Annotated in this window: 17 protein-coding genes; 6 read left to right on the top strand and 11 right to left on the bottom strand. The window is 66.7% G+C overall.

Features of this window, described 5'->3' with window-relative positions; genetic code table 11:
- Window positions 1-4: 4 nt before the first annotated feature.
- The 4 genes from DAT37_RS01025 to DAT37_RS01045 form a co-directional block, all read right to left on the bottom strand.
- Entirely contained in the window at window positions 5-910 is a 906-nt protein-coding gene (locus tag DAT37_RS01025) for a transglutaminase family protein (RefSeq protein ID WP_109523194.1), read from the bottom strand.
- Entirely contained in the window at window positions 907-4,425 is a 3,519-nt protein-coding gene (locus tag DAT37_RS46325) for a circularly permuted type 2 ATP-grasp protein (protein WP_109522758.1), read from the bottom strand. Before DAT37_RS46325 ends, DAT37_RS01025 begins: the two co-directional genes overlap by 4 nt.
- Window positions 4,426-4,509: 84 nt before the next feature.
- The gene (locus DAT37_RS01035) at window positions 4,510-8,196 is read right to left on the bottom strand and encodes a transglutaminase family protein (protein WP_109522759.1); all 3,687 of its coding nucleotides are present in this window, start codon (window positions 8,194-8,196) and stop codon (window positions 4,510-4,512) included.
- 342 nt (window positions 8,197-8,538) lie between these two features.
- Complete coding sequence (locus tag DAT37_RS01045) at window positions 8,539-8,928, bottom strand: Uma2 family endonuclease (RefSeq protein WP_109522761.1); 390 nt, start codon at window positions 8,926-8,928, stop codon at window positions 8,539-8,541.
- Between the two features lie 156 nt (window positions 8,929-9,084).
- On the opposite strand from DAT37_RS01045, the gene DAT37_RS01050 reads away from it, so the two are divergent.
- Window positions 9,085-9,741 carry a hypothetical protein gene (locus DAT37_RS01050; RefSeq protein ID WP_109522762.1) on the top strand — a complete coding sequence of 219 codons (657 nt, stop codon included), beginning with the start codon at window positions 9,085-9,087 and terminating at the stop codon, window positions 9,739-9,741.
- Window positions 9,742-9,917: 176 nt separating this feature from the next.
- On the opposite strand, the gene recR is transcribed toward DAT37_RS01050, so the two are convergent.
- Window positions 9,918-10,526, bottom strand: a complete 609-nt coding sequence (recR, locus tag DAT37_RS01055; RefSeq protein WP_109522763.1) for a recombination mediator RecR — start codon at window positions 10,524-10,526, stop codon at window positions 9,918-9,920.
- An 11-nt stretch (window positions 10,527-10,537) separates the two neighbouring features.
- Window positions 10,538-10,879, bottom strand: a complete 342-nt coding sequence (locus tag DAT37_RS01060) for a YbaB/EbfC family nucleoid-associated protein (protein ID WP_109522764.1) — start codon at window positions 10,877-10,879, stop codon at window positions 10,538-10,540.
- A 3-nt stretch (window positions 10,880-10,882) separates the two neighbouring features.
- On the opposite strand from DAT37_RS01060, the gene DAT37_RS01065 reads away from it, so the two are divergent.
- From DAT37_RS01065 to DAT37_RS01075, 3 genes are read left to right on the top strand one after another with little or no spacing between them, the layout of a single operon-like run.
- The gene (locus DAT37_RS01065) at window positions 10,883-11,659 is read left to right on the top strand and encodes a hypothetical protein (protein ID WP_232839420.1); all 777 of its coding nucleotides are present in this window, start codon (window positions 10,883-10,885) and stop codon (window positions 11,657-11,659) included.
- Window positions 11,660-11,698: 39 nt separating this feature from the next.
- Window positions 11,699-12,514, top strand: coding sequence for a MerR family transcriptional regulator (locus DAT37_RS01070; RefSeq protein ID WP_109522765.1), 816 nt, complete (start codon window positions 11,699-11,701; stop codon window positions 12,512-12,514).
- A 29-nt stretch (window positions 12,515-12,543) separates the two neighbouring features.
- Entirely contained in the window at window positions 12,544-12,894 is a 351-nt protein-coding gene (locus tag DAT37_RS01075) for a VOC family protein (RefSeq protein ID WP_109522766.1), read from the top strand.
- Window positions 12,895-12,952: 58 nt separating this feature from the next.
- Here the strand turns inward: DAT37_RS01075 and DAT37_RS01080 are convergent, their stop codons facing one another.
- Window positions 12,953-13,387 carry an SRPBCC family protein gene (locus DAT37_RS01080; protein WP_109523196.1) on the bottom strand — a complete coding sequence of 145 codons (435 nt, stop codon included), beginning with the start codon at window positions 13,385-13,387 and terminating at the stop codon, window positions 12,953-12,955.
- 250 nt (window positions 13,388-13,637) lie between these two features.
- Here DAT37_RS01080 and DAT37_RS01085 point away from each other — a divergent pair, with 250 nt between their 5' ends.
- Both DAT37_RS01085 and DAT37_RS01090 read left to right on the top strand, forming a co-directional pair.
- The gene (locus DAT37_RS01085; protein WP_109522767.1) at window positions 13,638-15,080 is read left to right on the top strand and encodes an FAD-binding oxidoreductase; all 1,443 of its coding nucleotides are present in this window, start codon (window positions 13,638-13,640) and stop codon (window positions 15,078-15,080) included.
- On the top strand, window positions 15,077-16,393 hold the full coding sequence (locus DAT37_RS01090; RefSeq protein ID WP_109522768.1) for a class I SAM-dependent methyltransferase: 1,317 nt from the start codon (window positions 15,077-15,079) through the stop codon (window positions 16,391-16,393). Before DAT37_RS01085 ends, DAT37_RS01090 begins: the two co-directional genes overlap by 4 nt.
- 47 nt (window positions 16,394-16,440) lie before the next feature.
- Here the strand turns inward: DAT37_RS01090 and DAT37_RS01095 are convergent, their stop codons facing one another.
- The 4 genes from DAT37_RS01095 to DAT37_RS01110 form a co-directional block, all read right to left on the bottom strand.
- Window positions 16,441-20,037, bottom strand: coding sequence for a serine/threonine-protein kinase (locus tag DAT37_RS01095; RefSeq protein ID WP_109522769.1), 3,597 nt, complete (start codon window positions 20,035-20,037; stop codon window positions 16,441-16,443).
- Window positions 20,038-20,252: 215 nt separating this feature from the next.
- Window positions 20,253-20,885 (bottom strand): hypothetical protein, encoded by a 633-nt coding sequence (locus tag DAT37_RS01100; protein ID WP_157978234.1) that lies wholly within the window; start codon window positions 20,883-20,885, stop codon window positions 20,253-20,255.
- Between the two features lie 212 nt (window positions 20,886-21,097).
- Window positions 21,098-23,248 (bottom strand): 3-hydroxyacyl-CoA dehydrogenase NAD-binding domain-containing protein, encoded by a 2,151-nt coding sequence (locus DAT37_RS01105; protein ID WP_109522771.1) that lies wholly within the window; start codon window positions 23,246-23,248, stop codon window positions 21,098-21,100.
- Window positions 23,249-23,285: 37 nt separating this feature from the next.
- A complete protein-coding gene (locus DAT37_RS01110; RefSeq protein WP_109522772.1) occupies window positions 23,286-24,500 on the bottom strand; it encodes an acetyl-CoA C-acetyltransferase in 1,215 nt (404 codons plus the stop codon).
- Window positions 24,501-24,708 lie beyond the last annotated feature (208 nt).

Raw genomic sequence — 24,708 nt, forward strand, 5'->3', positions numbered from 1 at the left:
GGGTTCATACCTCCAGCGGAGCGACGTCGACCGATACGGTAATGATGCTCTCCCTTGCGTCGGTGTAGATGATGCCCCGCAGCGGCGGCACATCCGCGTAGTCGCGACCCCAGGCCGCGGTCACATAGCGCTCATCGGCGAACTGATCGTTCGTCGGGTCGAAACCGATCCAGTGCCCGGTCCGGTCCGAAGCCGAATCCGCAGGCACCCATACCGCGGCCCAGGCGTGGGTGGCGTCGACCCCGACCATCCGTTCCTTGCCGGGCGGCGGATCGGTCGCCAGATATCCCGACACGTATCGCGCGGCCAGACCGTGTGAGCGCAGGCAGGCCGCGGCGATGCGCGCGAAATCCTGGCACACGCCTTCGCGGGCGGCGAACACATCGGCGACCCTGGTGGAGACATTGGTCGAGCCGGACCGGTAGGCGAAATCGCGGTGGATCCTGGTGTTCAGATCCGTGACCGCCTCCAGCATCGGACGACCCGGCGTCAGCGATTCCGCCGCGTAGGCGGTGACCTCTGCGCTGATCTCCGGCGGACGCAGATCCAGGGTGAATTCCACCGCGAGCGGGCCGTTGACGGACGTCGGACGCGCCTGTTCCCACGGCCCGTCCGCACTGGCGGGAACCGGGCGCTGTACGTCCACCACCGATATCCCGGTGACCACCAGTTCGGTGTGCTCGGCTGTCACGTGGAAATACGAGGTGGTGTTGCCGTAGACGTCGGTGCCGACTGAACGATCCGACGGCACCGGGTCGATGGTCAGATCGTGCGAGACCAGGCGCTGGCCGGGGAATTCACGCGGGGTGAGGTAGGCGCGGCCGTAGGAACTGCTGACCTCGTCCGAATACGAGTACTTGGTTCTGTGCTCCACCCGGTAACGACGGGCGAAACCGTCACGCCCGGTCATCCGACCACCCTCGTGCTGCCCCACAGCGGTTGTATACCCGCCGGCAGCGAAAGTTTCGTCGTCTCGAACGATTCGGAGACCTTGCGCAGCCGCAAATGCACACCTTCCAACAGCTCGGCGAGTTCGGTCCGCTTGCCGTCCGCGTCGGTGGCCTCCAGATCCGCCGGATCGACGCGGCGCAACATGCGTTGCGCGTCGGCCAGAAGCCGTTGCGGCCGTGACGATCCCGATGCTCCGGGCAGCGCCTGGAAATTCTCGTCGAGCCGATCGAGCTGGTAGGCCAGTGACCGCGGATTGCTCGCGTCGAAGAGCAGCAGCCCGGCGACCGCCGACACCCGCACCGAATCCCGGTGCCGCCGTCGGTAACTCACCAACGATTCCGCGGCGCGCAGCACGGATTCGGTGACCACCTGCTGGGTTTCACCGTGGAAGGTCTGCGTCAACGCCGCCGACATCAGCGCCGTCAGCGCGAGCCCGCGCTCGATGCGCTTGCCGATGTCCATGACGTACCAGCCCGCGTCTCGCACCAGCGATTCTGACCCGATCCCGTTCAGCGAGAGCAGTGCGGCGAGGGTCAGCGAATGCATCGACGACAACGCCGCCTCGCCGTCCTCCTCGCTCCCGCGAATCTCGGCCAATGCCCGATCCACCGCGCTCAGGATCATCCAGGTGTCCTGCGACAGCTGATCGCGTACCGCCCGCGCCGCCGACCCGTACCGGTCGATCGCGAACGCGAGCGAACCGGGCAGACCCGGGTCGAGGGTCAGCGACATCAGGTAGTCGTACCCCGCACGCGAGGCACTCGAGCTCAGCTGCGAAGCACGGGTGCGCCGGGGATCACGCTCCCCCGCACCGGAATTCCCGCGCAGGAGGGCGGGTTGATCGCCGAGGATCGGCTGCGCATCGCCACCGGTGAGACCGGCAGTTCGTGACTGCTCACCGGCCGATCGGGACTGGGACTGACCGCCACCCGATTGAGACTGAGACTGACCACCGCCCGATTGAGACTGAGACTGACCGCCACCCGATTGAGACTGAGACTGACCGCCACCCGATTGAGACTGAGACTGACCGCCACTCGATTGAGACTGCGACTGACCGCCACTCGACTGCGTTCGGCCACCGGTCGACTGCGACTGGCCACCGGCACCCGGCTGGGACTGGCCACCAGCATCTGCCTGCGATGTAACACCGGCATCCGATCGATCCTGACCAGCAGCACCCGATCGGGACGGGGACTGACCGCCAGCTGACTGCGGTTCACCCGCCACCCCAGACTGCGCCGAGGACGGCACCGTGGTCCCCGATCCAGATTCTGCCGCACCGAGCGGGGTCGCGGATCGATCCTCGCCGACCGTCGACGGCGACCGCGTAGCCTCCGTCTCGGAGTTCGCCGAGTCGGTCGCGGAAGCATCGCCGTTCGCGGCAACCGCGCCGGAATCCACCGGCCCGGAACCTGGAACAGCCTGTGTATCAGCACCACTCGCGGCGGTGGCCGGGCTCTCGCCGTCGGCCGGGGAACCACCCTCGGACCGCACCGACGTCGCCTGTTGCGGAACGGGTGGTGTTTCGACGGGCGTGGCCGCCACCACGGCGGCCGGGGCGATCGTGCCGGTGGTCCTCGCCAGCGCCGACATGAGGACCGGAAGGGCTTCCGCGCCGTCGGACCAGGCGCGGTAGCGGTAGTCCTGGTAACAGTCGTTGGTGGCGATGAGCAGGCGGACCACCGACTCTGCGCGTTCGCTGTAGCGGCCCATCCAGAACAGATCGTTGAGGACGCGGGGCGAACTGATCGCCTCCACGATCGCGGTCGACCGCTGCGGGCGTTCCTCGACCTGGGGTTCGGCCGAGACCGCCGTCACCTGGGTCGGCGCGGCGCGTACCCACACATCCTTGGCGGCGACCTTGATGACCGCGCGGTCCGGTTCCAGTCGCTGTCGCAATTGGCCGAGACCGCCCGCCATGGCCGTATAGCCACCGCGTCGCGCCAACGAGAACAGCCGGATGCCGACCGGCGCCGAGGCCAATCCGCCGTAGCCCTGCACCGCGGGCGACACCGAGAACTGGGCCGGTTCCTGTCCGACCCACTGCCACGGATTCGCCTCGATCCGCGCCTTCGACGCCTCGAGTTGTTCGGACGACAGTTCGGGGCCGAACAGGGTCGAACCGTCGACCGCCGACCGGATGACCAACCGATCCAGTCGTGCCAGCAGATGCGACCGTTCGCTGTCGTCGCCGCCCCAGTAGGTCGGCGTGCTGTCGAGAAGTAGTTCCTCGCCGAGCAGCGCGCGCGAGATCCGGGGCAGGAATCCGGTCAGCGCCGGACTTTCCAGCAGACCGCTGCCGAGGGTGTTGACCACGGTCACCGCGCCCCGGCGCAGCACTTCGACCAGACCGACGACACCCAGGTGGGAGTCCGGGCGCAGGTCGAGCGGGTCGGAGAATTCCGCGTCGACGCGGCGCAGCACCACGTCCACGCGTTTGAGGGTGCCGAGCGAGCGCATCCACAGCGCGCCGTCGCGAACGACGAGATCGGCGCTCTCGACCAGCGGGAAACCCAGCGTCGCGGCGAGATACGCCTGATCGAACGCCGTCTCGGAGTGCACACCGGGACTCAGGACGACCACCATCGGGTCGTCGACATCGGCGATGGGCGCCGATTCGATCAGCATCAACCGCATGGCGCGCGCGAACGGAGTCAACGGGCGCGGGCTGGAATGTTCGAAGGATTCGGGGATCGCGGTCGAGATCACGCGCCGGTCGGCCAGCGCGTAACCGGCGCCCGACGGTGCCTGTGCCCAATCGGCGACGACCCGGAAATCCCCGTCGCCCCACCTACTGATATCGCAGGCGTGCAGGAACAGCTGATGCCGTCCAGGAATCGTGATGCCGTGCGCGGCACGCACGTATCCGCTGTTGCCGAAGACGATCTCGGGCGGAAGCAGACCCGAGGTGATGGTGCGGCGCGAACCGTAGATATCGGTGAGCACCTCGTCCAGCACCCGCGAGCGCTGCACGAGACCCGCTTCCAGCCGGGTCCAGTCGTCGGCCGACACCAGCAGCGGGATCGGATCCAGCCGCCACGGCACCGGTTTCACCGGCTCCCCCGAGCCGTTCACCTCGGTATAGGTGATGCCGTCGTCCTCGATCAGCCTGCGGACCCTGGTGTCGAGCCTGCCGAGACCGGTGGTGCCGATATCGAGGAAATCCGACGACAGTTCCGACCACATCGAACGGACCGAACCCTGCGGGTCGACGAGTTCGTCGTAGTAGCCGGAGGTCGGGAGACCGCATTCGTCGTAGGCCCCCGACGCCCCGCTCTCCTCCCGATACCGGGCGAACTGTTCGGCTATCTGCTCACGCACCGTGACTCGGCGAGCTTCCCGTGCGTTCCATAAGGTGCCCTGTTCGTCACGCGCCGACGAGTCCTCGTGGTCGCTGCGCGGGTCGGATTCGAGTACGTCCGTCCTGGTTCCGGCCTCGGATGTGCCGGCCTCGGATGCTTCGTGGTTCATCGCTGCGCGCCTCCCCTGTGGGTGGCCGCCGCATACTCCGCATCGGCCACCATGCCGACCTCATTTCCGCTGCCCGACGTATGTTTACCGGTCGTTGACCAGCCCCCAAACGGTGCGAGCCCGGCGTAGATCCAGGATGCCCGGCGCGCCGACATCGGTCGACTGTGCTGCAATCTTCGCACGGAGTTCGCCGGGATCCATCGGGGTCGTGGTGTGACCGGCCGCCTCGAATCGGCGATTCCGTCGCGACTGCGCGACTTCCGCGTTCACCGGGGGCTGCTCCCAGTACTGCCCGCCCGGATGCGACACGTGATAGGTGCAGCCGCCGCGCGAGATCCCGGTTCCGGCGTCGAGCAGGTCGAAGACCAGCGGCGCGTCGACGGTGATCGACGGATGCAGGGAATTCGGCGGCTGCCAGGCGCGGTAGCGGACTCCGGCGACCTGGACATCGGTCTTGTCGGTGGCGAGCAGCGGAACCGGCATGCCGTTGCAGGTCAGCACATACCGCTCCCGGTCCGCGCCGACCACCCTGACCTGGATCCGCTCCACCGAGGAGTCGACGTAGCGGGCGGTGCCGGTGGCGGCGGACTGCTCGCCCAGGGTGTGCCAGGGTTCGATGGCCCCGCGCAGTTCGATCTCGATATCCCCGATGACCACCGTGCCGATACGCGGGAACCGGAATTCGGTGAACGGATCGAGCCAGCTCGCGTCGAACTCGATGCCGTGCGCGCGCAGATCCGCGGTGACCTCGGCGATATCGGTCATCAGGAAATGCGGGAGCAGGTAGCGGCCGTGCAGATTGGCGCCGTGCCTGACCAGCCGCGCGCGCAACGGCTCCCGCCAGAAGCGCGCGACCAGGCCGCGGACCAGCAGTGATTGCACCATCGCCATCTGGAAATGCGGCGGCATCTCGAATCCACGCAATTCGACCAGGCCGAGTCTGCCCCTGGCCGAATCGGGGCTGTAGAGCTTGTCGATGCAGAATTCGGCGCGGTGGGTATTGCCGGTGAGGTCGGTGAGCAGATGCCGCAGCGCGCGGTCGATATGCCACGGCGCGACAGGCTGGTCACCGCCCGCCGTATTCGCGGTCAGCCGAGCGATTTCGGAGAACGCGATCTCGAGTTCGTAGAGCGCGCCCTCGCGGCCCTCGTCGGCCCGTGGCGCCTGCGAGGTCGGGCCGATGAAACGACCGGAGAACAGGTACGACAACGCCGGATGACGCTGCCAGTAGGTGAGCATCGACACCAGCAGATCCGGCCTGCGCAACATCGGTGACCGCGCGGGCGTCACGCCGCCGAGGGTGATGTGATTGCCACCGCCGGTACCGCTGGAGCTGCCGTCGACATCGAAGGATTCGGTGCTCAGCCGGGCCAGTCTGGCCTGGTCGTAGAGGGTGGACAGCAGTTCGGCCTGTTCGGCGAACGACGCGGTCGGCTGCACGTTCACCTCGATGACGCCCGGATCGGGGGTCACCGACAGGCTCTGCAACCGCGCGTCGACCGGAGGGCCGTAGCCCTCCAGCACCACCGGATGTCCCGGTAGTCCGGTGACCGAACCCGCCGGGTTGAGCGCGGCGGCGGCGTCCTCGACCCGGGCGATCAGGTCGATGAAATCGGACAGCTGATCCACCGGGGGTAGGAATATGTGCAGTCGGCCGTTGCGCACCTCTGCCACCACGGCGGTCGTCGGTTCCCAGTGACCCGGTTCCACGACCGCGGGCGGATCCTCGCGCACGGGGCGCAGCGGGCCCATGAACAGCGGGTCGTTGTCCGGGCGCGGGCGCGGGGTGCGCCAGGAGATGGCGTCGAGCGGTAGTCGCAGACCGGCGGGAGAATCGCCGTCGGCGAGGACGATTCGACCGCCGGGGGAATCCTCCGAACGGCCGCGTCGCAATTGCCAGTCGGCGCTGGCCCACCCGCGCCCGTCGCTCCTGCGGTACAGCGGGAGCACGTAGGCGACGGGTTCGGTGACCGGTTCGTCGAGACGTTCGAGCAGTTCCTTCCTCTTCTGCGGTGAATCGTCCTCCGGGTCGATATCGGTGGGGACGGGCGGATCGCCCGCCGGGGTGCGCAGTGTTCCGGCCAGGCGAGCCAGCGGATCTTCGTAGGCGGGGCGGACCTGTGTCTGCGGCAGTCCGAGCCCTTCCGCCAGATGCGCGATAAGACCCTCGGCGGTCCGGAAATCGGCGGCGGGGATCCGGCGCGGGCCGGGCAGGACCGCGGTGGCGCCCGCGTCGGTATTGCCCTCCACCCGGACGATGCGCAGATCCTCGTCGTCGGATGCGTGGTCGGTGACAACAGACCGATCGGTACTGTTCAACTTCGAGAAGCCGTTGCCCTCAGCACCGTTCGCGCCCGTCTCGGCGGCCTCCTCCGCGCCGGGGAGTCCGGACGGTGACGAGCCACCGTTCGACGAGGTTGTCGCAGCCTCGCTATCGGGCCTCGAATCATCCTGTCGGGCAACCGCGTCTACCCGCGCGGACACGGTGTCGATCGGCGTCCACGGATCGATGAGCAGATCCGGGCGGGTCCACAGCGGTTCGTTGTCGGTGCGCCAGACGATGGCGATCTCCCAGCGCGGCAACGGCTCACCGGGGTACCACTTGCCCTGCCGGTACTGCACGAGTCCGGTGGGGGCGTAGATGCGGCGCAGGCGGTCGGCCAGGTCGACGGCGCGTTCGCGTTTGTGCGCGCCGTCGGCGTCGGTGGTCCACTGCGGACTCATCTGGTCGTCGACGGAGACGAAGGTGGGTTCGCCGCCCATGGTGAGTTCGATGCGGTCGGCCGCCATCCTCGCGTCGAGTTCGATACCCGCCGCTCGGATCCGTTCCCACTGGGAGTCCGTATAGGGCAGGGTGACCCGGGGATCCTCGTGGATTCGCCGGACGGTATTGGAGAATTCCAGGGTGGATTCGGTGCGGCCGGTCGCACCGGAGATCGCCGCCGAGGTGCTGGGGTGCGGGGTCGCGGATAGCGGAATATGGCCCTCGCCAGCGAAAAGACCGGAAGTCGGGTCCATCCCGATCCAGCCCGCGCCGGGCACGTAAACCTCGGTCCAGGCATGCAGGTCGGTGAAATCCGCCGGAGGACCGGACGGCCCATCAAGCGATGGCACGTCCTGGGCGAGCTGCACCAGGTAACCGGAGACGAAACGTGCGGCAAGACCGAATTCGCGCAGGATCGATACGAGCAGCCAGGCGGAATCCCGGCAGGATCCGATCGCGGTGCGCAAGGTGTGATCCGGTGTCTGCACACCGGGTTCCATGCGGATCGTATATCCGACATCTTCTCGCAACACGCGGTTCACTTCGACGAGGAAGTCGATGGTTCGCGGGGCGCTTTCCGGTCGGTGCGCACGCACCCACTCCCGCACCAATTCTCCCGCACCGGAACCCGGTGTCGATTCGTCCACGCGCCGCAGATACGGCTCGAGATCCGCTGTCAGTTCCGAACTGTAGGTGAACGGAAAGTATTCGGCGGAATCCTCGATGAAGAAATCGAAGGGATTGACGACCTCGAGATCGGCGATCAGGCCGATCGTTATCGACAATTCCCTGGTCGGCTCGGGGAATACGAGCCTGGCAAGGAAGTTGCCGAAGGCGTCCTGCTGCCAGTTGACCCAGTGTTCGGCCGGTGTCACGCGCATCGAATAAGCCTCGATGCGCGTGCGCGAGTGCGGGGCCGGACGCAGGCGCACCACGTGAGGATGCACCTCCACCAGCCGGTCGAAGGTGTAGGTGGTCCGGTGCTCGAGTGACACCTTGATGCCCATGAAGCAAGTTCACCACACCGCGCCGATGCGTGCGGTGCCATGCAGCAGGCGTTTTCCGGACAGCAACATTGCGTCATATGCCGACACGCGGCCGACTTCCCACATCCTGTGCACGCCCGGTGATAAGACCGCATTACCAATAGATCTCATCGGGAGGTCAAAAATATATGCCTGCTCCGATATGCCGATCTTGCGAAACCGCGATCGATCACTGCCACGGCACGCTCATTATCCACGTGGGCCGCATGCCCGAATGCACCGATCTCGACTGCATCGATTTCGATCACAGCCGTCACACATTCCTCATCGACTGCACCGATATCGCGGGCGGATGCCCCTGTGTCAACCGGTACCGCAGCGCCCGATAAGCCCTCGGTCCATCCCGTCGTCGAGTTCCTGCCAGGTCAACCGCACATCGAACGGCACCGGGCATTCGATAGCCGGAGACGAAGCGTCACCTCGGCTGCGATGGCCGGACGTGACGTAGTTCCCAGCGGAATCGAGGGTCAACATTTCGATGGAGATCGCCGGCCCGTCCTCATCGACCATCCGGACGATCCAGTAGTGCTGTATGCCGAACCGGGCGTACTCGGCACGCTTGTCGACGAGATCAGCGGTGATCGTCGTCGGCGAGACGACCTCTACCACCAGCACCGTTTCGGCTACCGTCGGTTTCAGCTTCCATTTCGGCCGGGGCTGATCGATGCGGCGATAGACGATGACATCGGGGATCCGCGCCTCGCGTACCCGTCATAGGTCTTCGGTGAAGACCAGTCGAACGCTTCCGACACGGTAACCGTCCTCGGCTGGTAGTCGCCGGTAATCGTAGGTCAGCGAAGCGGGGAAGGGCAGCGAGCCCGCGGCAGTGCCGGGTCGTAGGCTGGGCGGGTGAATTACGACCACGTGCTGTTGCCGTCCGGGGTTGCGTCGACGCCGGACGAGGCCGACGAGTATCTGGCGGGGCAGCAGGGGCTCGCGGAGACCGAGGTGGTCGCGGAGCTGGCGGCGGTGCTGAATCGCCGCAACGGCGAATTGCCCGAGGCGGATACTTTTCTGGGAACGGAGTCGGTGGGCGGCGCCGCGACCGGGGCGGTGCTCCAGGTGTCGTGCCCGTACGACGCGATCGGGTTCGTCCGGAATCTGCTGTTCGAGATCGCGACGCCGCGCGAGTACGCGGTGTACGACCCGCAGTTGGCCTGGCTGATCGATCCGGCCGGACGGGTCGACATCACCGTGACGCACGGCGGCGCGGGCGAATTCCCGTACGTCACAAAAGCACTGTTGGACCTGTGGATTCCCGCCCTGGTCGACCCCAACCCCTACCTCATCGCCGAACGCGCCGATCAGGTCTACATCCAGACATATCGGGACCCGGTCGGGGTGTACACGATCGAATACCGCGACGGCTCGCCCGACAGGCATTTCGGTACGACGGCCGAGGACCCCTCCGAGGTGGTCGCGTTGATCTGGGCGTGGGCCACCGGCGCAAAACTTGCCGACACCGATTGGAAACGGATCGAATTCGAGCCCGAACAGCGCCGGTGATTCCGGAGGGTCGACCGCGACGGACGGCCGGTGACGTGCGTCAGCAAACCTTGGTGCACGTCACCGGATCAGGGGCTGAACGCAGGTCGAGCCCAGTCGGATTGCGGTGAACGGAGATCCGACGGAATTCGATCCCGCGCCAGCTGATCACAGTGCGACACAGCGGGGACCGCTGTTCAGAGTGCGCGGCGCCCCGACAGCGCTCGGCCGAGCGTCAATTCGTCGGCGAATTCCAGGTCGCCGCCCATCGGCAGGCCCGACGCCAGCCGGGTCACGCTGAGGCCGGGGAAATCTCGCAGCATCCGAACCAGGTAGGTCGCTGTCGCCTCGCCCTCGGTATTCGGATCGGTCGCGATGATGACCTCGCTGACGTCGATCCCGTCCTGTTGATTGCCGATGCGCGCCAGCAGTTCCCTGATCCGCAACTGGTCCGGGCCGATACCGCTGAGCGGATCGAGCGCGCCGCCGAGAACGTGGTAGCGGCCGCGGAATTCCCGGGTGCGCTCGATGGCCTGCACATCCTTCGGCTCCTCGACCACGCAGATCATGGTGCGATCGCGGCGCGGATCGGCGCAGATGCGGCACAACTCGTTGTCGGCGACGGTGCCGCACATCACGCAGAACTGCACGCCGTCGCGCACCTTCTGCAACGCGGACTGCAACCGGTCGATCTCGGGAGGTTCCACCTGGAGCAGGTGGAAGGCGATGCGCTGTGCGCTCTTCGGCCCGACGCCGGGGAGTTTGCCCAGTTCGTCGATCAGATCCTGGACCGGACCCTCGTACAACTGCGGAAACCCTAGAAATCCGGCAGACCGGGCAGCGCACCGCCGCCGAGTCCACCGGAAAGGGGCCCGAGACGCTCGACGGCGATCTGCTGCGCGTTCGCCATGGCGTCGTTGACCGCGCCGATCACCAGATCCTGTAGACCTTCGACATCCTCCGGGTCGACCACCTTCGGATCGATCGTCAGCGCGATGACCTCACCACTGGCCTTGATGGTGACCTTGACCAGCCCGCCGCCGGCCTGACCTTCGACCTCGGAGGCCGCGATCTCGGCTTGGGCTTCCATCACCGCCTGCTGCATCTGCTGCGCCTGGGCGAGTAACTGCTGCATGTCGAACTGACCACCGGGCTGCACGGCATGTCCTCTCTGCGGAAAGTGTCGTGGTCCAGCGTAGTGGACGGGCGCGGGGCGATTCCGCCCGCGCCCGAGCCCGAGAGCCCGGTCACCGAGGCCGTCTACGCGTGCCGCCGCGCCGCGCTGATCGGTAACGGAATCATTGCCGAAGATCGGCAAGGCCGCGACCCGGCCTACCATCGAGAACGGGTCGGACAGGAGTCTGGAGACGACATGGGCACGAACCGAGCACGCTTCCTCTCCGCCCTGACAGCGGTGTTTGCCATGTTCATCGCGGTCGGAGCACCATCGGCCACCGCCGATTCCGGGGTGAATCCACCGATGGACTACGGCGGCGGATGTGTCATCGATCCCGCGAACAGATCGGTAACCATCTATTCGCTTCGCTCCCGTTGCGCGCTCCAACAACAGAACTCGATCTTCGGCAACGCGGCGCGCGGCGCGGTGCCGACAGGGGTGAAGAACGGCTGGGTGACCAGCCCCGCGACCACGCGGGCGATCGCCCCGGCGTTCTGGATCGGCAAGACCTTCTACACCGGCCAGGACGGCGGTTACGTGCTGAACCGGCTGACCGGTGCGGGGCTCGAGGGTCTGCGGGCGAACGTCTACTCCGGACCCGCGATCACCGATGGCGCACCGACCTGGGCATTGGACTACCTGCCACCGGTCGCGCAGATCTACGACGAGATCCGGGAGATCACCCCCGGTGTCTGGTTCGGCTATTCCTGGCAGCGCGACACCGCCCCGCCCACGCTGATGCTGACCTTCGCGCTGGCGTGAGCTTGACCCTCCCGTCACGGGAGGGTGTGCTCTGTAGGCATGACAGCGACGGTGTCGATCGGAGAATTCTCCAGGCTGACCTATCTGAGCGTAAAGACGCTGCGCCACTATCACGATGTCGGCCTGCTCGCGCCGGTCGATATCGACGCGCATTCCGGTTACCGCCGCTATTCGACCGACCAGGTGACCCGCGCCCATCTGATCCGCAGGTTACGCGGCCTCGACATGCCCATTCCCGAGATCAGGGCGGTATTGGAGGCGCCGGATACCGGCACCCGCGACGCCGCGCTGCGCGCGCATCTCGAGCGGATGGAGGCGCAATTGCAGCGCACCCGCGACGCGGTGGCCTCGCTGCGCGCGCTGCTCACCCCGGCTGCGCCGCTCACGGTGGAATACCGCACCGTGGCCGCCTTTCCCGCGCTCGCGATCCGCGACGTGGTCGGTCGCGATGCCATCGGCGACTGGTGCGGATCCTCGTTCGCGCTGCTGTACGAGACCCTCGCCGCGGCGGACGGTGTACCCGCCGGACCGGGCGGCGCCACCTACTCGATGGATTTCTTCGCGGAGGAGTCGGGCGAAGTACTCGCCTTCGTTCCGGTCGCGCCCGGTACCCGGTTCGCCACACCGGCAGGCGTCGCGCTGGTGGAAATGCCCGCGCGCCGATTCGCGATCACCGCGCACCGAGGATCGTTCGAGAATTTCGACCGCACCTACGGCGCGCTGGGTAGTCACGTCGCCGAACACGACACCGTGTCGACCGAGCCGGTGCGCGAGATCTACCTGATCTCGCCCGACGAGACCGACGACCCGGCCGAATACCTCACCGAACTGTGCTGGCCCGTCGACCGCCCCTGAACGATCCGAACAACCCGACAAGGAGAGGTATGGCCCTGACCCTCGAGAACATCACCTTCGACTGTGCCGACGCCGCGGCGCTGGCGGACTTCTGGGCGCGACTGCTCGAACGTCCCGTCGACCCGGAGGCGAGTACCGGTTTCGCCACGGTCGGACGCACGGCGGGCACGTCCCCGATACTCATGTTCATCCAGGTGCCCGACAAGAATCCCGGCAAGAACGTGGTGCATCTCGACCTGCACGCCACCGCGTTGCGCGAGCAGATCGAGCGCGCGGTCGCGCTCGGCGCGAAACATGTCGCCGACTTCGAGGAATACGGCGGCCGATGGGCGACCCTGGCCGACCCCGAAGGCAATCTGTTCGATATCGCCGAGGGCTGAATACACGTGTGGCGGCCCGGCACGATGATGTGCCGGGCCGCCGCCGTACGTGTGCTCGCTAGCCGAGTTCGTTCTTCAGATTCCCCAGCACCTCGGCCTGGATCTTCTTCAGCCCGAGCGGCGCGAAGATGCCCTCGAAGATGCCGGACACACCGCCCGCGCCCTGCCACGAGGTGCGCAGGGTCACCTGCGAACCCGTACCGTCCGGCGTCACGGTCCAGGTGTTGACCATGGTGGAGTTCGAATCCCGCTCGGTCACCATGGAATCGGACACCGAGACGACCGCGCGCACATTGCGCGAGCGCTTCTCGGTGGCCTGCAACGTCCACTCGGCGACGGTGCCCGCGCCGGTTCCGCCTTCGACGACCTTGTAGTCGCGGTAGTGCGGCGAGAGGATGCGCGGACGCACCGACCGGTAATCCGCGATGGCCTCGAGTGCGCGCTGCGGATCCGCCGCCACGGCGATCGAACTGCTGGCGCTGACCTGTCCCACGATGAACTCCTTGTCCGGGTACGTTGCTCGGCCTTCGGGATTCACCATAGGCGCTGCGCGCCCGGCGAGTGTCGGCGCGCCCCGGTAGGCTCGGACCGCGATACGGCGCTATTCCGATCGAACAAATCCAGTTGCGCTACCGTCATCAACGATCAATATTCCCGTTGCAACATATGCGTGACATTTCTCCTCCGGCGGTCACCTCGCGGTGGCTGTCGGCCATGGTGCGTACTAGCGTCGAGGGGTGGCAGTGAGTCTGTTGGGTAAAGCCGGTTTCGCGTCGGCCGAACGTGAATCCGGGTTCGCCGCGCACCGGGCGGGCGTGGATCGCCTGTTGGCGAGTTACCGCGCCATTCCCGCCGGTGCGAGCGTGCGGTTGGCGAAGAAGACTTCCAACCTGTTCCGGGCCAGGGCGAAGAACACCGGTCCCGGACTCGATGTGTCCGGATTGACCCGGGTGATTTCGGTCGACCCGGTGGCCAAGACCGCCGATGTCGCCGGAATGACGACCTACGAGGATCTGGTCGCCGCGACGCTGCCCTACGGGCTCGCGCCGACGGTGGTCCCGCAGCTCAAGACCATCACCCTGGGTGGCGCGGTCACCGGCCTCGGCATCGAGTCCACCTCGTTCCGTACCGGGTTGCCGCACGAGGCGGTACTGGAGATGGATGTGCTGACCGGGGCGGGCGAGATCATCACCGCGACCCCCGACGGCGAATACTCCGATCTGTTCCGCGGCTTCCCGAATTCCTACGGCACGCTCGGCTACACCGTCCGGTTGAAGATCGAGCTGGAGACGGTCCTGCCCTATGTCGCGCTGCGGCACGTGCGCTTCCACGACCTGCGCGAACTCGAGACGACGCTGGCGAAGGTCGTGGACGAGAAGTCCTACGACGGCGAGCGGGTCGACTATCTCGACGGGGTGGTGTTCACCGCCGAGGAGAGCTACCTGACCCTCGGCAGGCAGACCGACGAACCGGGCCCGGTCAGCGATTACACCGGGATGGACATCTTCTACCGTTCGATCCAGCACGACAGCCGCACGCCCAAACGTGACCGGCTGACCATCCACGACTACCTGTGGCGCTGGGACACCGACTGGTTCTGGTGCTCGCGTGCCTTCGGGGCCCAGAACCCCACGGTCCGGCGGTTCTGGCCGAAACGCTACCGGCGCAGCAGTTTCTACTGGAAGCTGATCGCCCTCGATCACAAGTACCACGTCGGCGACAAGCTGGAGGCCCGCAAGGGCAATCCGCCCAGGGAGCGGGTGGTGCAGGACATCGAGGTTCCGGTCGAGCGCACCGCCGATTTCGTGGAATGGTTCCTGCGCGAGATCCCGATCGAGCCGATCTGGTTGTGCCCGTTGCGGTTACGCTACGACGCCGCGACCGCGGGCTCCACCGAGCGCGCTTGGCCGCTCTACCCCCTCGAACCCGATCGAACCTACGTGAACGTGGGTTTCTGGTCGGCGGTGCCGACCACCCCCGGCGCGCAGGAGGGCGCGGCCAATCGAGCGATCGAGAAGACCGTGACCGACTTCGACGGCCATAAGTCCCTGTACTCCGACGCGTATTACGACAAAGATGAATTCGCGGCGCTGTACGGCGGCAGTATCTACACAGAATTGAAGAAACGCTACGACCCGGACCAGCGCTTGCTGGATTTGTATTCGAAGGCGGTGCAACGCAAATGACGACATTCAAGGACCGGTCCGATGTCTTCGCGGATCTCGGAACCAAGCTCAGCATTGCCGAAATCTTCGAGACGCTGATAGACGGCGACATGCCGATCCGGTTGACCGCCTACGACGGTAGCGCCACCGGTCCCGAGGATTCGGAATTCGTGCTGGATGTGAAAACTCCGCGCGGTATCAACTACCTGGCGACCGCGCCCGGCGATCTCGGGATGGCGCGCGCCTACATCTCCGGCGACATGTCGGCCGACGGCGTCCACCCCGGCGATCCGTACGACATCCTGAAAGCGATGGACAGCCTCAAGTTCCGGCGTCCTTCCGCGCTGGCGCTGGTGACCATCGCGCGCTCGCTGGGCTGGGAACGGCTGCGCCCGGTCGCGCCGCCGCCGCAGGAGACGCTGCCGCGCTGGCGTCGCATCGCCTTCGAGGGCCTACGCCACTCCAAGACCCGCGACGCCGAGGCCATCCACCACCACTACGACGTCTCGAACACCTTCTACGAGTACGTCCTCGGACCGTCGATGACCTACACCTGCGCGGTCTACGAGGACGAGAACTGGACTCTGGAACAGGCCCAGGAGAACAAGTACCGCCTGGTCTTCGAGAAGCTCCGGTTGAAGGAAGGCGATCGCCTGCTCGATATCGGCTGTGGCTGGGGCGGAATGGTCCGCTACGCGGCCAAGCGCGGGGTCAAGGTCATCGGCGCGACGCTGTCGGCCGAACAGGCCGAGTGGGCGCAGCAGCGTATCGCCGAGGAAGGTCTGTCGGATCTGGCCGAGGTCAGGCATTCCGATTACCGCGATATCGCCGAGGGCGGTTTCGACGCCGTCTCCTCGATCGGGCTCACCGAACACATCGGCGTGCACAACTACCCGTTCTACTTCGAGTTCATCAAGAGCAAGCTGCGCGACGGCGGCGTGTTCCTGAACCACTGCATCACCCGCCCGGACAACCTGCGCACCACCAAGGCCGGTGATTTCATCGACCGGTACGTGTTCCCCGACGGGGAGCTGATCGGGTCGGGACGCATCATCAGCGAGATCCAGAACATCGGTCTCGAGGTGGTGCACGAGGAGAATCTGCGTGAGCACTACGCGCTCACGCTGCACGAATGGTGCAAGAACCTGGTCGCCAACTGGGATGCCTGCGTCGCCGACGTCGGCGAGGGCACGGCCAAGGTGTGGGGGCTCTACATGGCGGGCTGTCGGCTCGGATTCCAGCGCAACGTGGTCCAACTGCACCAGGTGCTCGGCGTCAAACTGGGCCCGGACGGCGCCTCGGGTCTGCCGCTTCGCCCCTGGTGGCAGGCGTAACCGCGCTCCCCGTGACCCCGTCCGCCTTCCGGCGGGCGGGGTTTTTCTCAATCCAGCAGTTCCGCGAGGAACAGGGCTGGAAGCGTCACTTCCTCGGCTCCCTCGGGCGCGGTGTGCATATCGCTGCGCAGCACCCGCAGGATGGCGAGCACCCCCGGACCCGCGTCCAACAGCGGCCTGGTCCAGCCGAGTTCGGCGCAGGTCGCGGCGGCGGGTAGCAGCAGGCCGGTGGCCTCGCCCACCCAGCCCGACGCGGCGAGACATTCCGCCAGGAGCAACGCGGTGTCCAGTTCCGCGCGCGGACGAACCTGCTCGCGGGTCCTGACGTACAGGGCTCGGGCGCGGCGGACCGCGCGATCGTCGGAGCCGAGGCGCGCTTCGGCGAGCAGTGCCCTGATATCGGCGATCTCCTGCGCTTCCGAGGCCAGCGCCGCGGCACCGGTCAGCCGGTGCGAGCGGTGGACGCCGTCGCTGTCCGTCACCTGTTCGGAGTCAGCGGCGCTCTCCTGGAGTCCGAGCCGCAGCCGTTCGGCGCGCACATGGGCGGCCAGGCGCGGCAATTCGTTATCCGCCGCGATACGCGCGCCTTCGTCGAGACGGGCCGACGCGGTGTACAGATCGCCGAGCACCGCCTTGACCCGCGCGCCGATCACGAAGGTGGCGATCAGGAAATCGACCGGGCCGATCCTGGTCACCAACTGGTGGCTCTCGTCGAACAACCGATCGGCGGCGTCGAGGTCGCCGCGGCGGTAACTCAATTCGCCCAGCAGCGCCGAGGCCACCCGGACCGCGTGCGAACGCGGACCGGATCGGGTGTGCGCGGTGTCCCAGGCCAGGTGGAAACAGCTGTCCGCGGTCTCGATATCGAGCTGTTCGTAGGCCGCGGCGCCCTGCCCGCACAGACCGAAGACCGCGCCGAGCGGATTCTTGGCGCGCGCGTGGTATTCGGCGGCCCAGTCCTGGATCTCGCGGGCGCCGTCGAAGTCGAAGGTGCACAGCCGCACGAACGAGATCAGGTTCGCCGCGGTCGAGACCGTCCAGGCGGGTAGTTCGTCGGGCCGTTCCAGGCAGTCGGCGACCCGTTCGAGCACCCCCTCGGTGTGGTCACGCGAGATGTCGTCGGAGGCGGCCAGCACCGCGGCCTCGCACCGCTGCGTGATGACGTCGGCGTCGGTCGAGGAACTCCGCGCGAGGATATTCGACAGTCGCCCCAGCGCGTTGCGCGCCGCACCGGACTGTTGCAGATTGACATTGGCTCGCGCCACCGCCATCAGCAGTTTCGAGCGCGAGGCCACCTGTTGCATCGGCAGTTTCGACACCGTGCCGAGCAATGTCGCCAGGCGGGAACCGTCGATGAGATCCATGCCGCCGTTCTCGATCAGATCCATCGCGAATTTCAGATCCGTCGCGGCCAGCGCGTGATCGACCGATTTGCGCAGCAGCTGATGTTCGGCATACCAGCGGGAAGCCTTGCGGTGCAGGGATTTCAGCTCGCCCGGCGTGGTGCGCTCCAGCCTGGCCCGCAGATGTTCGGCGAACAGCGGCTGCATCCGGAACCACTCCGGATCGTGTTCTATGCGCTGGAGGAACAGCTCACGCTGCTCGGCTTGGACGAGGAGCATCTCGGCCTCGCTGTCGCCCGAGAGCGCGGAAGCCAGCGACGCGTTGACCCGCTCGGTCACCGAGATCGCGGTCAGGAAATCGAGCATGCGGGGTTCGAGGGTGTCGAGGACGTTCTCGGCGAGGTATTCGCGAATGCCGTGGCTGCCCTCGGAGAGGTTCTCGATCAACGGGGCCGGATCCGGATTGCCGCGCAGCGACAGGCTGACCAGCTGAATCGCGGCGGGCCAGCCGTCGGTGACCTCGTAGATCTGCTGGACCTGCGCGTCGGTGAGATCGAAACCGTTGCGCTCGACGAGGATCCGGGCCGTCTCCTCGACGGTCAGACGCAGATCCGACGATCCGATCTCGACCAGTTCGTCGTGAACTCGCATCCGACTGGTCGGCAAACCGGCCTGGTCCCGGCTCGTCACCACGAAACGCAGGTGGTGGCATCCGTTGTCGAGCAGCGCCGCCATCGCCCGGTGCGCGCCCCTATCGGCCACCCGATGCCAGTCGTCGACCACGACGACCACGGTTTTCCCGCTGGCGTGGATCTCGTCGATGAGCGTCGAGATGACGTAGGCGACGGCGTCGGCGGGTCGTTCCTCCAGCACCTGATCCAGACCGGTCCCCAGCTCGGGCCGAACCCGCCGGATCGCCTCGATGAGATGGGCGAGGAACCAGATCTCGTTGTCGTCGCCGTTGTCGACCCCGATCCACGCGACGGCGACCCCGCGTTCGGCAAGTTCCGCCCGCCACTGCGCGACGAGCGTGCTCTTGCCGAATCCCGCGGGCGCGTGGACGGCTGCCAGCTTGCGGCGTCCGCCCGCGCGCAGGATTTCCAGCAGCCGTGGGCGCGCGACCGGTTCCCTGGCGGGCGTCGGCGGCCGGAATTTCGTCGCGGCGGTCGGCGGCATGGTGGTCGTGTAGCCGGATCCGGATCCGGTCGGGTGCCGCGATACCGCGGGTCGCATCGTCAGCGGCCAGCTGCGGCGGGCGGTCACGGCGGGCCGTGACGCGGTGGACTCGCCCGCACCGAGTGCGCCGTCCACCTGCCCGGCGAGCGCCGGATCGGGTAATGCCATCTCGTCGGGCACCTGACCGTGCGCGACCTGGACCGCGCGGAGCATTTCACCGAATTCGAAGGCCGACCGGGGCCGATCACCCTGCTCGGGCGACATCGCCTTCTCGATCGCGGCCGCGACATCGGGCGGTATGTCCTGATCGCGCAGATTCGGCACGGGTTGGGTGGTGATCCGCAGGAATTGCGCGACCACCTTCTCCCCCGCCTGTCTCTCGAAGGCCGCGTGCCCGGTGAGCAGGGCGAACAACGTGGCGCCCAGTCCGTAGATATCGGAGCGCACCGTCGGCTCGTCGCCGCGCAGCACCTCGGGCGCGGTGAAGGCGGGCGAACCGGTGATGAGACTGCTCGAGGTGCGGAACCCACCGGGAATCCGGGCGATGCCGAAATCGGTGAGTTGCGGTTCGCCGTAGCTGTTGAGCAGGACGTTGGCCGGTTTCACATCCCGATGCAGGATCCCGGCGCGGTGTGCGCTCTCGATCGCACCCGACAGTTTCACCCCGGCGCGCAGGGCGTCCTGCCAGGTCAACGGCCCCTGATCGCGGATCAGCTGTTCCAGCGACCCGCGCGTGCAGTAGGGCATCACGATGAAGGGCAGCCCGGTGGCCGTGACATCGACCTGGAGGATGTCGACGATATTGGGATGCCCGGAGAGCCTGCCCATGGCCTGCTCCTCGCGCAGGAAGCGCTCACGGCTCTCGCGGTCGATCTCCGAGGACAGCACCTTGACGGCGACCACGCGTTCCAGGGCCGATTGCAGACAGCGGTAGACCACGCCGAAGCCGCCGCGACCGATCTCGACGGCGCCGGACAGACCCATCGCCTCCAATTCGTCGGCGATCCCTATCGGCTCGTCACGCTCGGTATTCGCCCCCTGCTGCCGAACTTCCCCCCGCGATGACGACGAATCGGCCGACGTTTCCCCGCGACTCCCCCGGCCCGAGCGAATCTGTGGATTCATGTGACCACCTCGAACTCACATCGAATCGACGTCACCGGCGATCCTGCGTGCGCCGACAACAGACAACGCGGAGCGAACCAACGCTGTCCGTCATGCCTGCGCATACTCCAACGTAGCGCGCTCCCGGGCCGGGTGGGTGGAGATTCGATTCAGTGGTGTCGCACCGGAGACGGGCAGTGGTCGACGCTCGCGCTCACCGGATCGCGGCGACGGTCTCAGACCTCGGCGGGCACCGGAGCACGGGCGGGTTCGGGGGCGATCTCGTCGGCGTCTTCCTGGACGTCCCTGTCCTTGAGCACCTCGATGCCGAGTTCGGCGCGGGTCGCGTAGATGACCGAGGTCTCCTGCTCCACGGTCTTGGCCATCGCCTTGTGCCACAGCGTCAGCACGTCGAGCACTTCCTTGCTACTCGGATCGTCGTCGAGTTCGGTTTTCAGCCGTTGCAGGGTGATGGCCTGTGCCGCGGTCAGCGTGCGCAGCAGATCCTCGCAGCGATTGGGGATCTTGCGATTCGACAGCACCCGCAACCGGCTCACCGTCCCGTGGCAGCCCTCGATGATCCGGGCGACCTCGTCACCGACGGCGTCGATCTCGTCGGCGTCGGTGGCATTCCAGTGGGCGCAACCCTCCAGCTGATCGCGCACCTCCTCCGACACGGCGAGCACGGTGGAGACCGCGGCCAGAATCGAATCGCGACGCCACTTGTCGCGTTCGCGGCGTTCGGCCGCGGAATTGGTGAGTTCGGTACTGCGCTGGGCGGTTTCGATGGTGACTCTGTTGCGTTCGTCGGCCGCCGTTATCGCGTCGCGGTTGGTGCGATTGTTGACGAGGACGCCCACGAGCGCCACGCCGGCAATGATGAGCGAGCTGAGAAGCGGAAGCCACTGGGTCACCACGGAATCATCGCATCGCGGCCGGGCCCCGCGCCCCGCAACCGTCGCCGGACCGGGGGAAATCCGGCGCCGAAGGCGTTCGTCGCTGGTCAGCGAACCGCGAGTGTTTCGGACGACGAAGCCCGCCACCGCGAAAGGCGGTGACGGGCTTCGGCGTAACTATCGGATTACTTGCGCAGCGAGGCCGGAACCTCGAAACGCTCGCCGTAGGTCTTGGCGAGTTCGTCCGCGCGGGCCACGAAGGCTTCCTGTCCGCCCGGGTAACCGACGATGAACTGGTGCACGCCACCGGTCCAGGCCGGGTAGCCGATGCCCAGGATCGAGCCGATGTTGGCGTCGGCCGAGGTCTCGAGCACACCCTCGTCGAAGCACTTCTGGGTCTCGATCGCCTCGATGAAGAGCATGCGGTCGATCAGATCCTGCAACGGGACGGTGAAATCCGCCGTGGTCTTGAAGTGATCGCGCAGGCCCTGCCACAGACCGAGACGCTTGCCGTTCTCGTCGTAGTCGTAGAAACCGGCCTTGCCGAGACGACCCGGACGACCCTCGGAAACCAGGTAGTCGATGACGTCCTGGGCCGGGTGCCGCTTGTTGCCCATGGTGGTGTCGCCCTGCTTGAAGGCCTCTTCGGTCTCCTTGGCGATCTTCTGCATGAGCGTCAGGTTCAGCTCGTCCGACAGCTGCAACGGCGCGGCCGGGTAGCCCGCCTGCATACCGGCCTGCTCGATGGTGGCGGGCTCGATGCCCTCACCCAGCATGGCGATCGCCTCGTTGACGAAGGTGCCGATGACCCGCGAGGTGAAGAAGCCGCGGCTGTCGTTGACGACGATCGGGGTCTTCTTGATCGCGAGGGTGTAGTCGAACACCCGGGCCAGCGCCTCGGGAGAGGTCTTCTCGCCCTTGATGATCTCGACCAGCGGCATCTTGTCGACCGGGGAGAAGAAGTGGATGCCGATGAAATCGCTCTCGCGCTTCACGCCGGTCGCCAGACCGGTGATCGGCAGGGTCGAGGTGTTCGAGCCCAGCAGCGCGTCGGGATCGACGATGTCCTCGATCTCCTGGAACACCTTGTGCTTGAGCTCGGTGTTCTCGAAGACGGCCTCGATGACGAAGTCGACGCCCGCGAAATCGGCGGCGTCGGCGGACGGGGTGATCCGGTCCAGCAGCGCCTTGGACTTCTCCTCGGTGGTCTTGCCACGCGAAAGGGCCTTGGCCTCGATCTTCTCGGAGTAGTTCTTGCCGCGCTCGGCCGCCTCGATGGTGACGTCCTTGAGCACGACCTCGAAGCCTGCCTTGGCCGAGACATAGGCGATGCCCGCGCCCATCATGCCCGCGCCGAGCACGCCGACCTTCTTGATCTCACGCTTGGGCACGTCCTTGGGACGCGAACCACCGTTGTTGATCGACTGCAGGTCGAAGAAGAACGCCTGGATCATGTTCTTCGCGACCGGGCCGGTCAGCAGGTGCACGAAGTAGCGCGACTCGATCAGCGACGCGTTGTCGATATCGACCTGCGAGCCCTCGACCGCGGCCGAGAGGATCGCGCGCGGCGCGGGCATGTTGGTGCCCTTGAGCTGCTTGCGCAGGTTGGCCGGGAACGCGGGCAGGTTCGCCGCGAGACCGGGGGAAGCGGGGGTGCCGCCCGGGATCTTGTAGCCCTTCTTGTCCCAGGGCTGCACGAAGGCTTCGGGATTGGCCTTGATCCACGCCTTGGCGGCGGGCACCAATTCCTCGACCGAGCCGACGACCTCGTTGATCAGGCCGATCTCCTTGGCCTGAGCCGGACGGAACTTGTTGCCCTGCAACAGCACCGACAGCAGCGCGGTCTGCAGACCCAGCATGCGCACGGTGCGGATGATGCCACCGCCTGCGGGCAGCAGGCCCAGGCTCACCTCGGGCAGGCCCAGCTGCACACCCGGCACGTCGGCCGCGATGCGGTAGTGGGTGGCCAGGGTGATCTCCAGGCCGCCGCCGAGCGCGGCGCCGTTGATCGCGGAGACGACCGGCTTGCCGAGGGTCTCGAGCCGACGCAGCGCACCCTTGATGGTGGCCAGCTCGTCCATGAGGGCCTGGCCGTCGCCGGGGCCGACATTCATCATGTTCTTCAGGTCGCCGCCGGCGAAGAAGGTCTTCTTCGACGAGGTCAGCACCACACCGGTGATGCTGTCCTTCTCGGCCTCCAGCCGGTCGACGGTCGCCGTCATCGACGCCTTGTACAGCTCGTTCATCGTGTTGGCGCCCTGGTTCGGGTCGTTCATCGTCAGTACGACGATGCCGTCCGAATCCTGCTCCCAACCGATCATGTTGGTTTCGCTCACAGCTCTGTGTCTCCTTGTGAAGAAAAGTCGGTGGGGATCAGACGCGTTCGATGATGGTCGCGACGCCCATGCCGCCGCCGATGCACAGCGTGATGAGCGCGTAGCGGCCGTTGCGGCGCTCGAGCTCGTCGATCATGGTGCCGGTGATCATCGCGCCGGTGGCGCCCAGCGGGTGGCCCATCGCGATGGCGCCACCGTTGACGTTCAGCTTCTCGTCCGGGATGTTCAGATCCTTCTGGAACTTCAGCACCACGGAGGCGAACGCCTCGTTGATCTCGACCAGGTCGATGTCGTCGAGGGTCAGACCCGCCTTGGCCAGCGCCTTCTTGGCGGCCGGGGTGGGACCGGTCAGCATGATGGTGGAGTCGGCGCCACTGGTGGCGGTCGCGACGACGCGGGCGCGCGCGGTCAGGCCCGAGGCCTTGCCCGCCTCTTCGGTGCCGACGAGCACCAGCGCGGCGCCGTCGACGATGCCCGAGCTGTTGCCACCGTGGTGGACGTGGTCGATCTTCTCCACGAAGTGGAACTTCTGCAGCGCGACGGCGTCGAAGCCGCCGACTTCACCGACACCGGCGAAGGACGGGGTCAGCTTGCCCAGATCCGCGGCGGTGGTGCCGGGACGCATGTGCTCGTCGTTGTCGAGCACGATCAGACCGTTCTGGTCCTTGACCGGAACGATCGACTTGGCGAAGTAGCCGCCGGTGGTGGCCGCGGCCGCCAGTTCCTGCGAGCGCACCGCGTAGGCGTCGACGTCATCGCGGGTGAAACCCTCGATGGTGGCGATCAGGTCGGCGGAAACACCCTGCGGCACGAAGTAGGTGTCGTAGTTGGTGGCCGGATCGAGCAGCCAGGCGCCGCCGTCGGAGCCCATGGGCACGCGCGACATGGATTCGACGCCACCGGCCAGCACCAGATCATCGAAGCCCGAGCGCACCTTCTGGGCGGCCAGGTTGACGGCCTCGAGGCCGGAAGCGCAGAAGCGGTTCAACTGGAAGCCGCCGACGGTGTCGGGCAGGCCCGCCGCGGTCACCGCGGTGCGGGCGATATCGGCGCCCTGGTCACCCACCGGCATCACGACGCCGAGGATGAGATCGGAGATCCGGTCCTCGTCGAGGTTCGGGAAACGACCGCGCAGCTCCTGGATCAGACCAACGGTCAGGTCGATCGGCTTGACCGAGTGCAGCGAACCGTTCTTCTTGCCGCGTCCGCGCGGGGTGCGGATGGCCTCGTAAATGTAGGCCTCTGTGGTCATGTGGAGTGTTTCCTTCCTTAGGGTGCGGCGGCCGGGCTCTCGCCCGCCCGAGCGCTCTTTGCACCGCGCACCGCGCATGGCACGCGGACACGGCTGACCTCGCCGACCGGCCCCGGGACCGACCGTTCTAACGCTGTACAAAACACGGCACGCAACGACCGGCACACGTTCCCGGTACCCGCGTACACGGGCATCACATCGAACCTCG

Origin of the sequence: Nocardia aurea, assembly GCF_003123685.1 — a bacterium.
In the GTDB taxonomy this organism is placed as follows: domain Bacteria; phylum Actinomycetota; class Actinomycetes; order Mycobacteriales; family Mycobacteriaceae; genus Nocardia; species Nocardia aurea.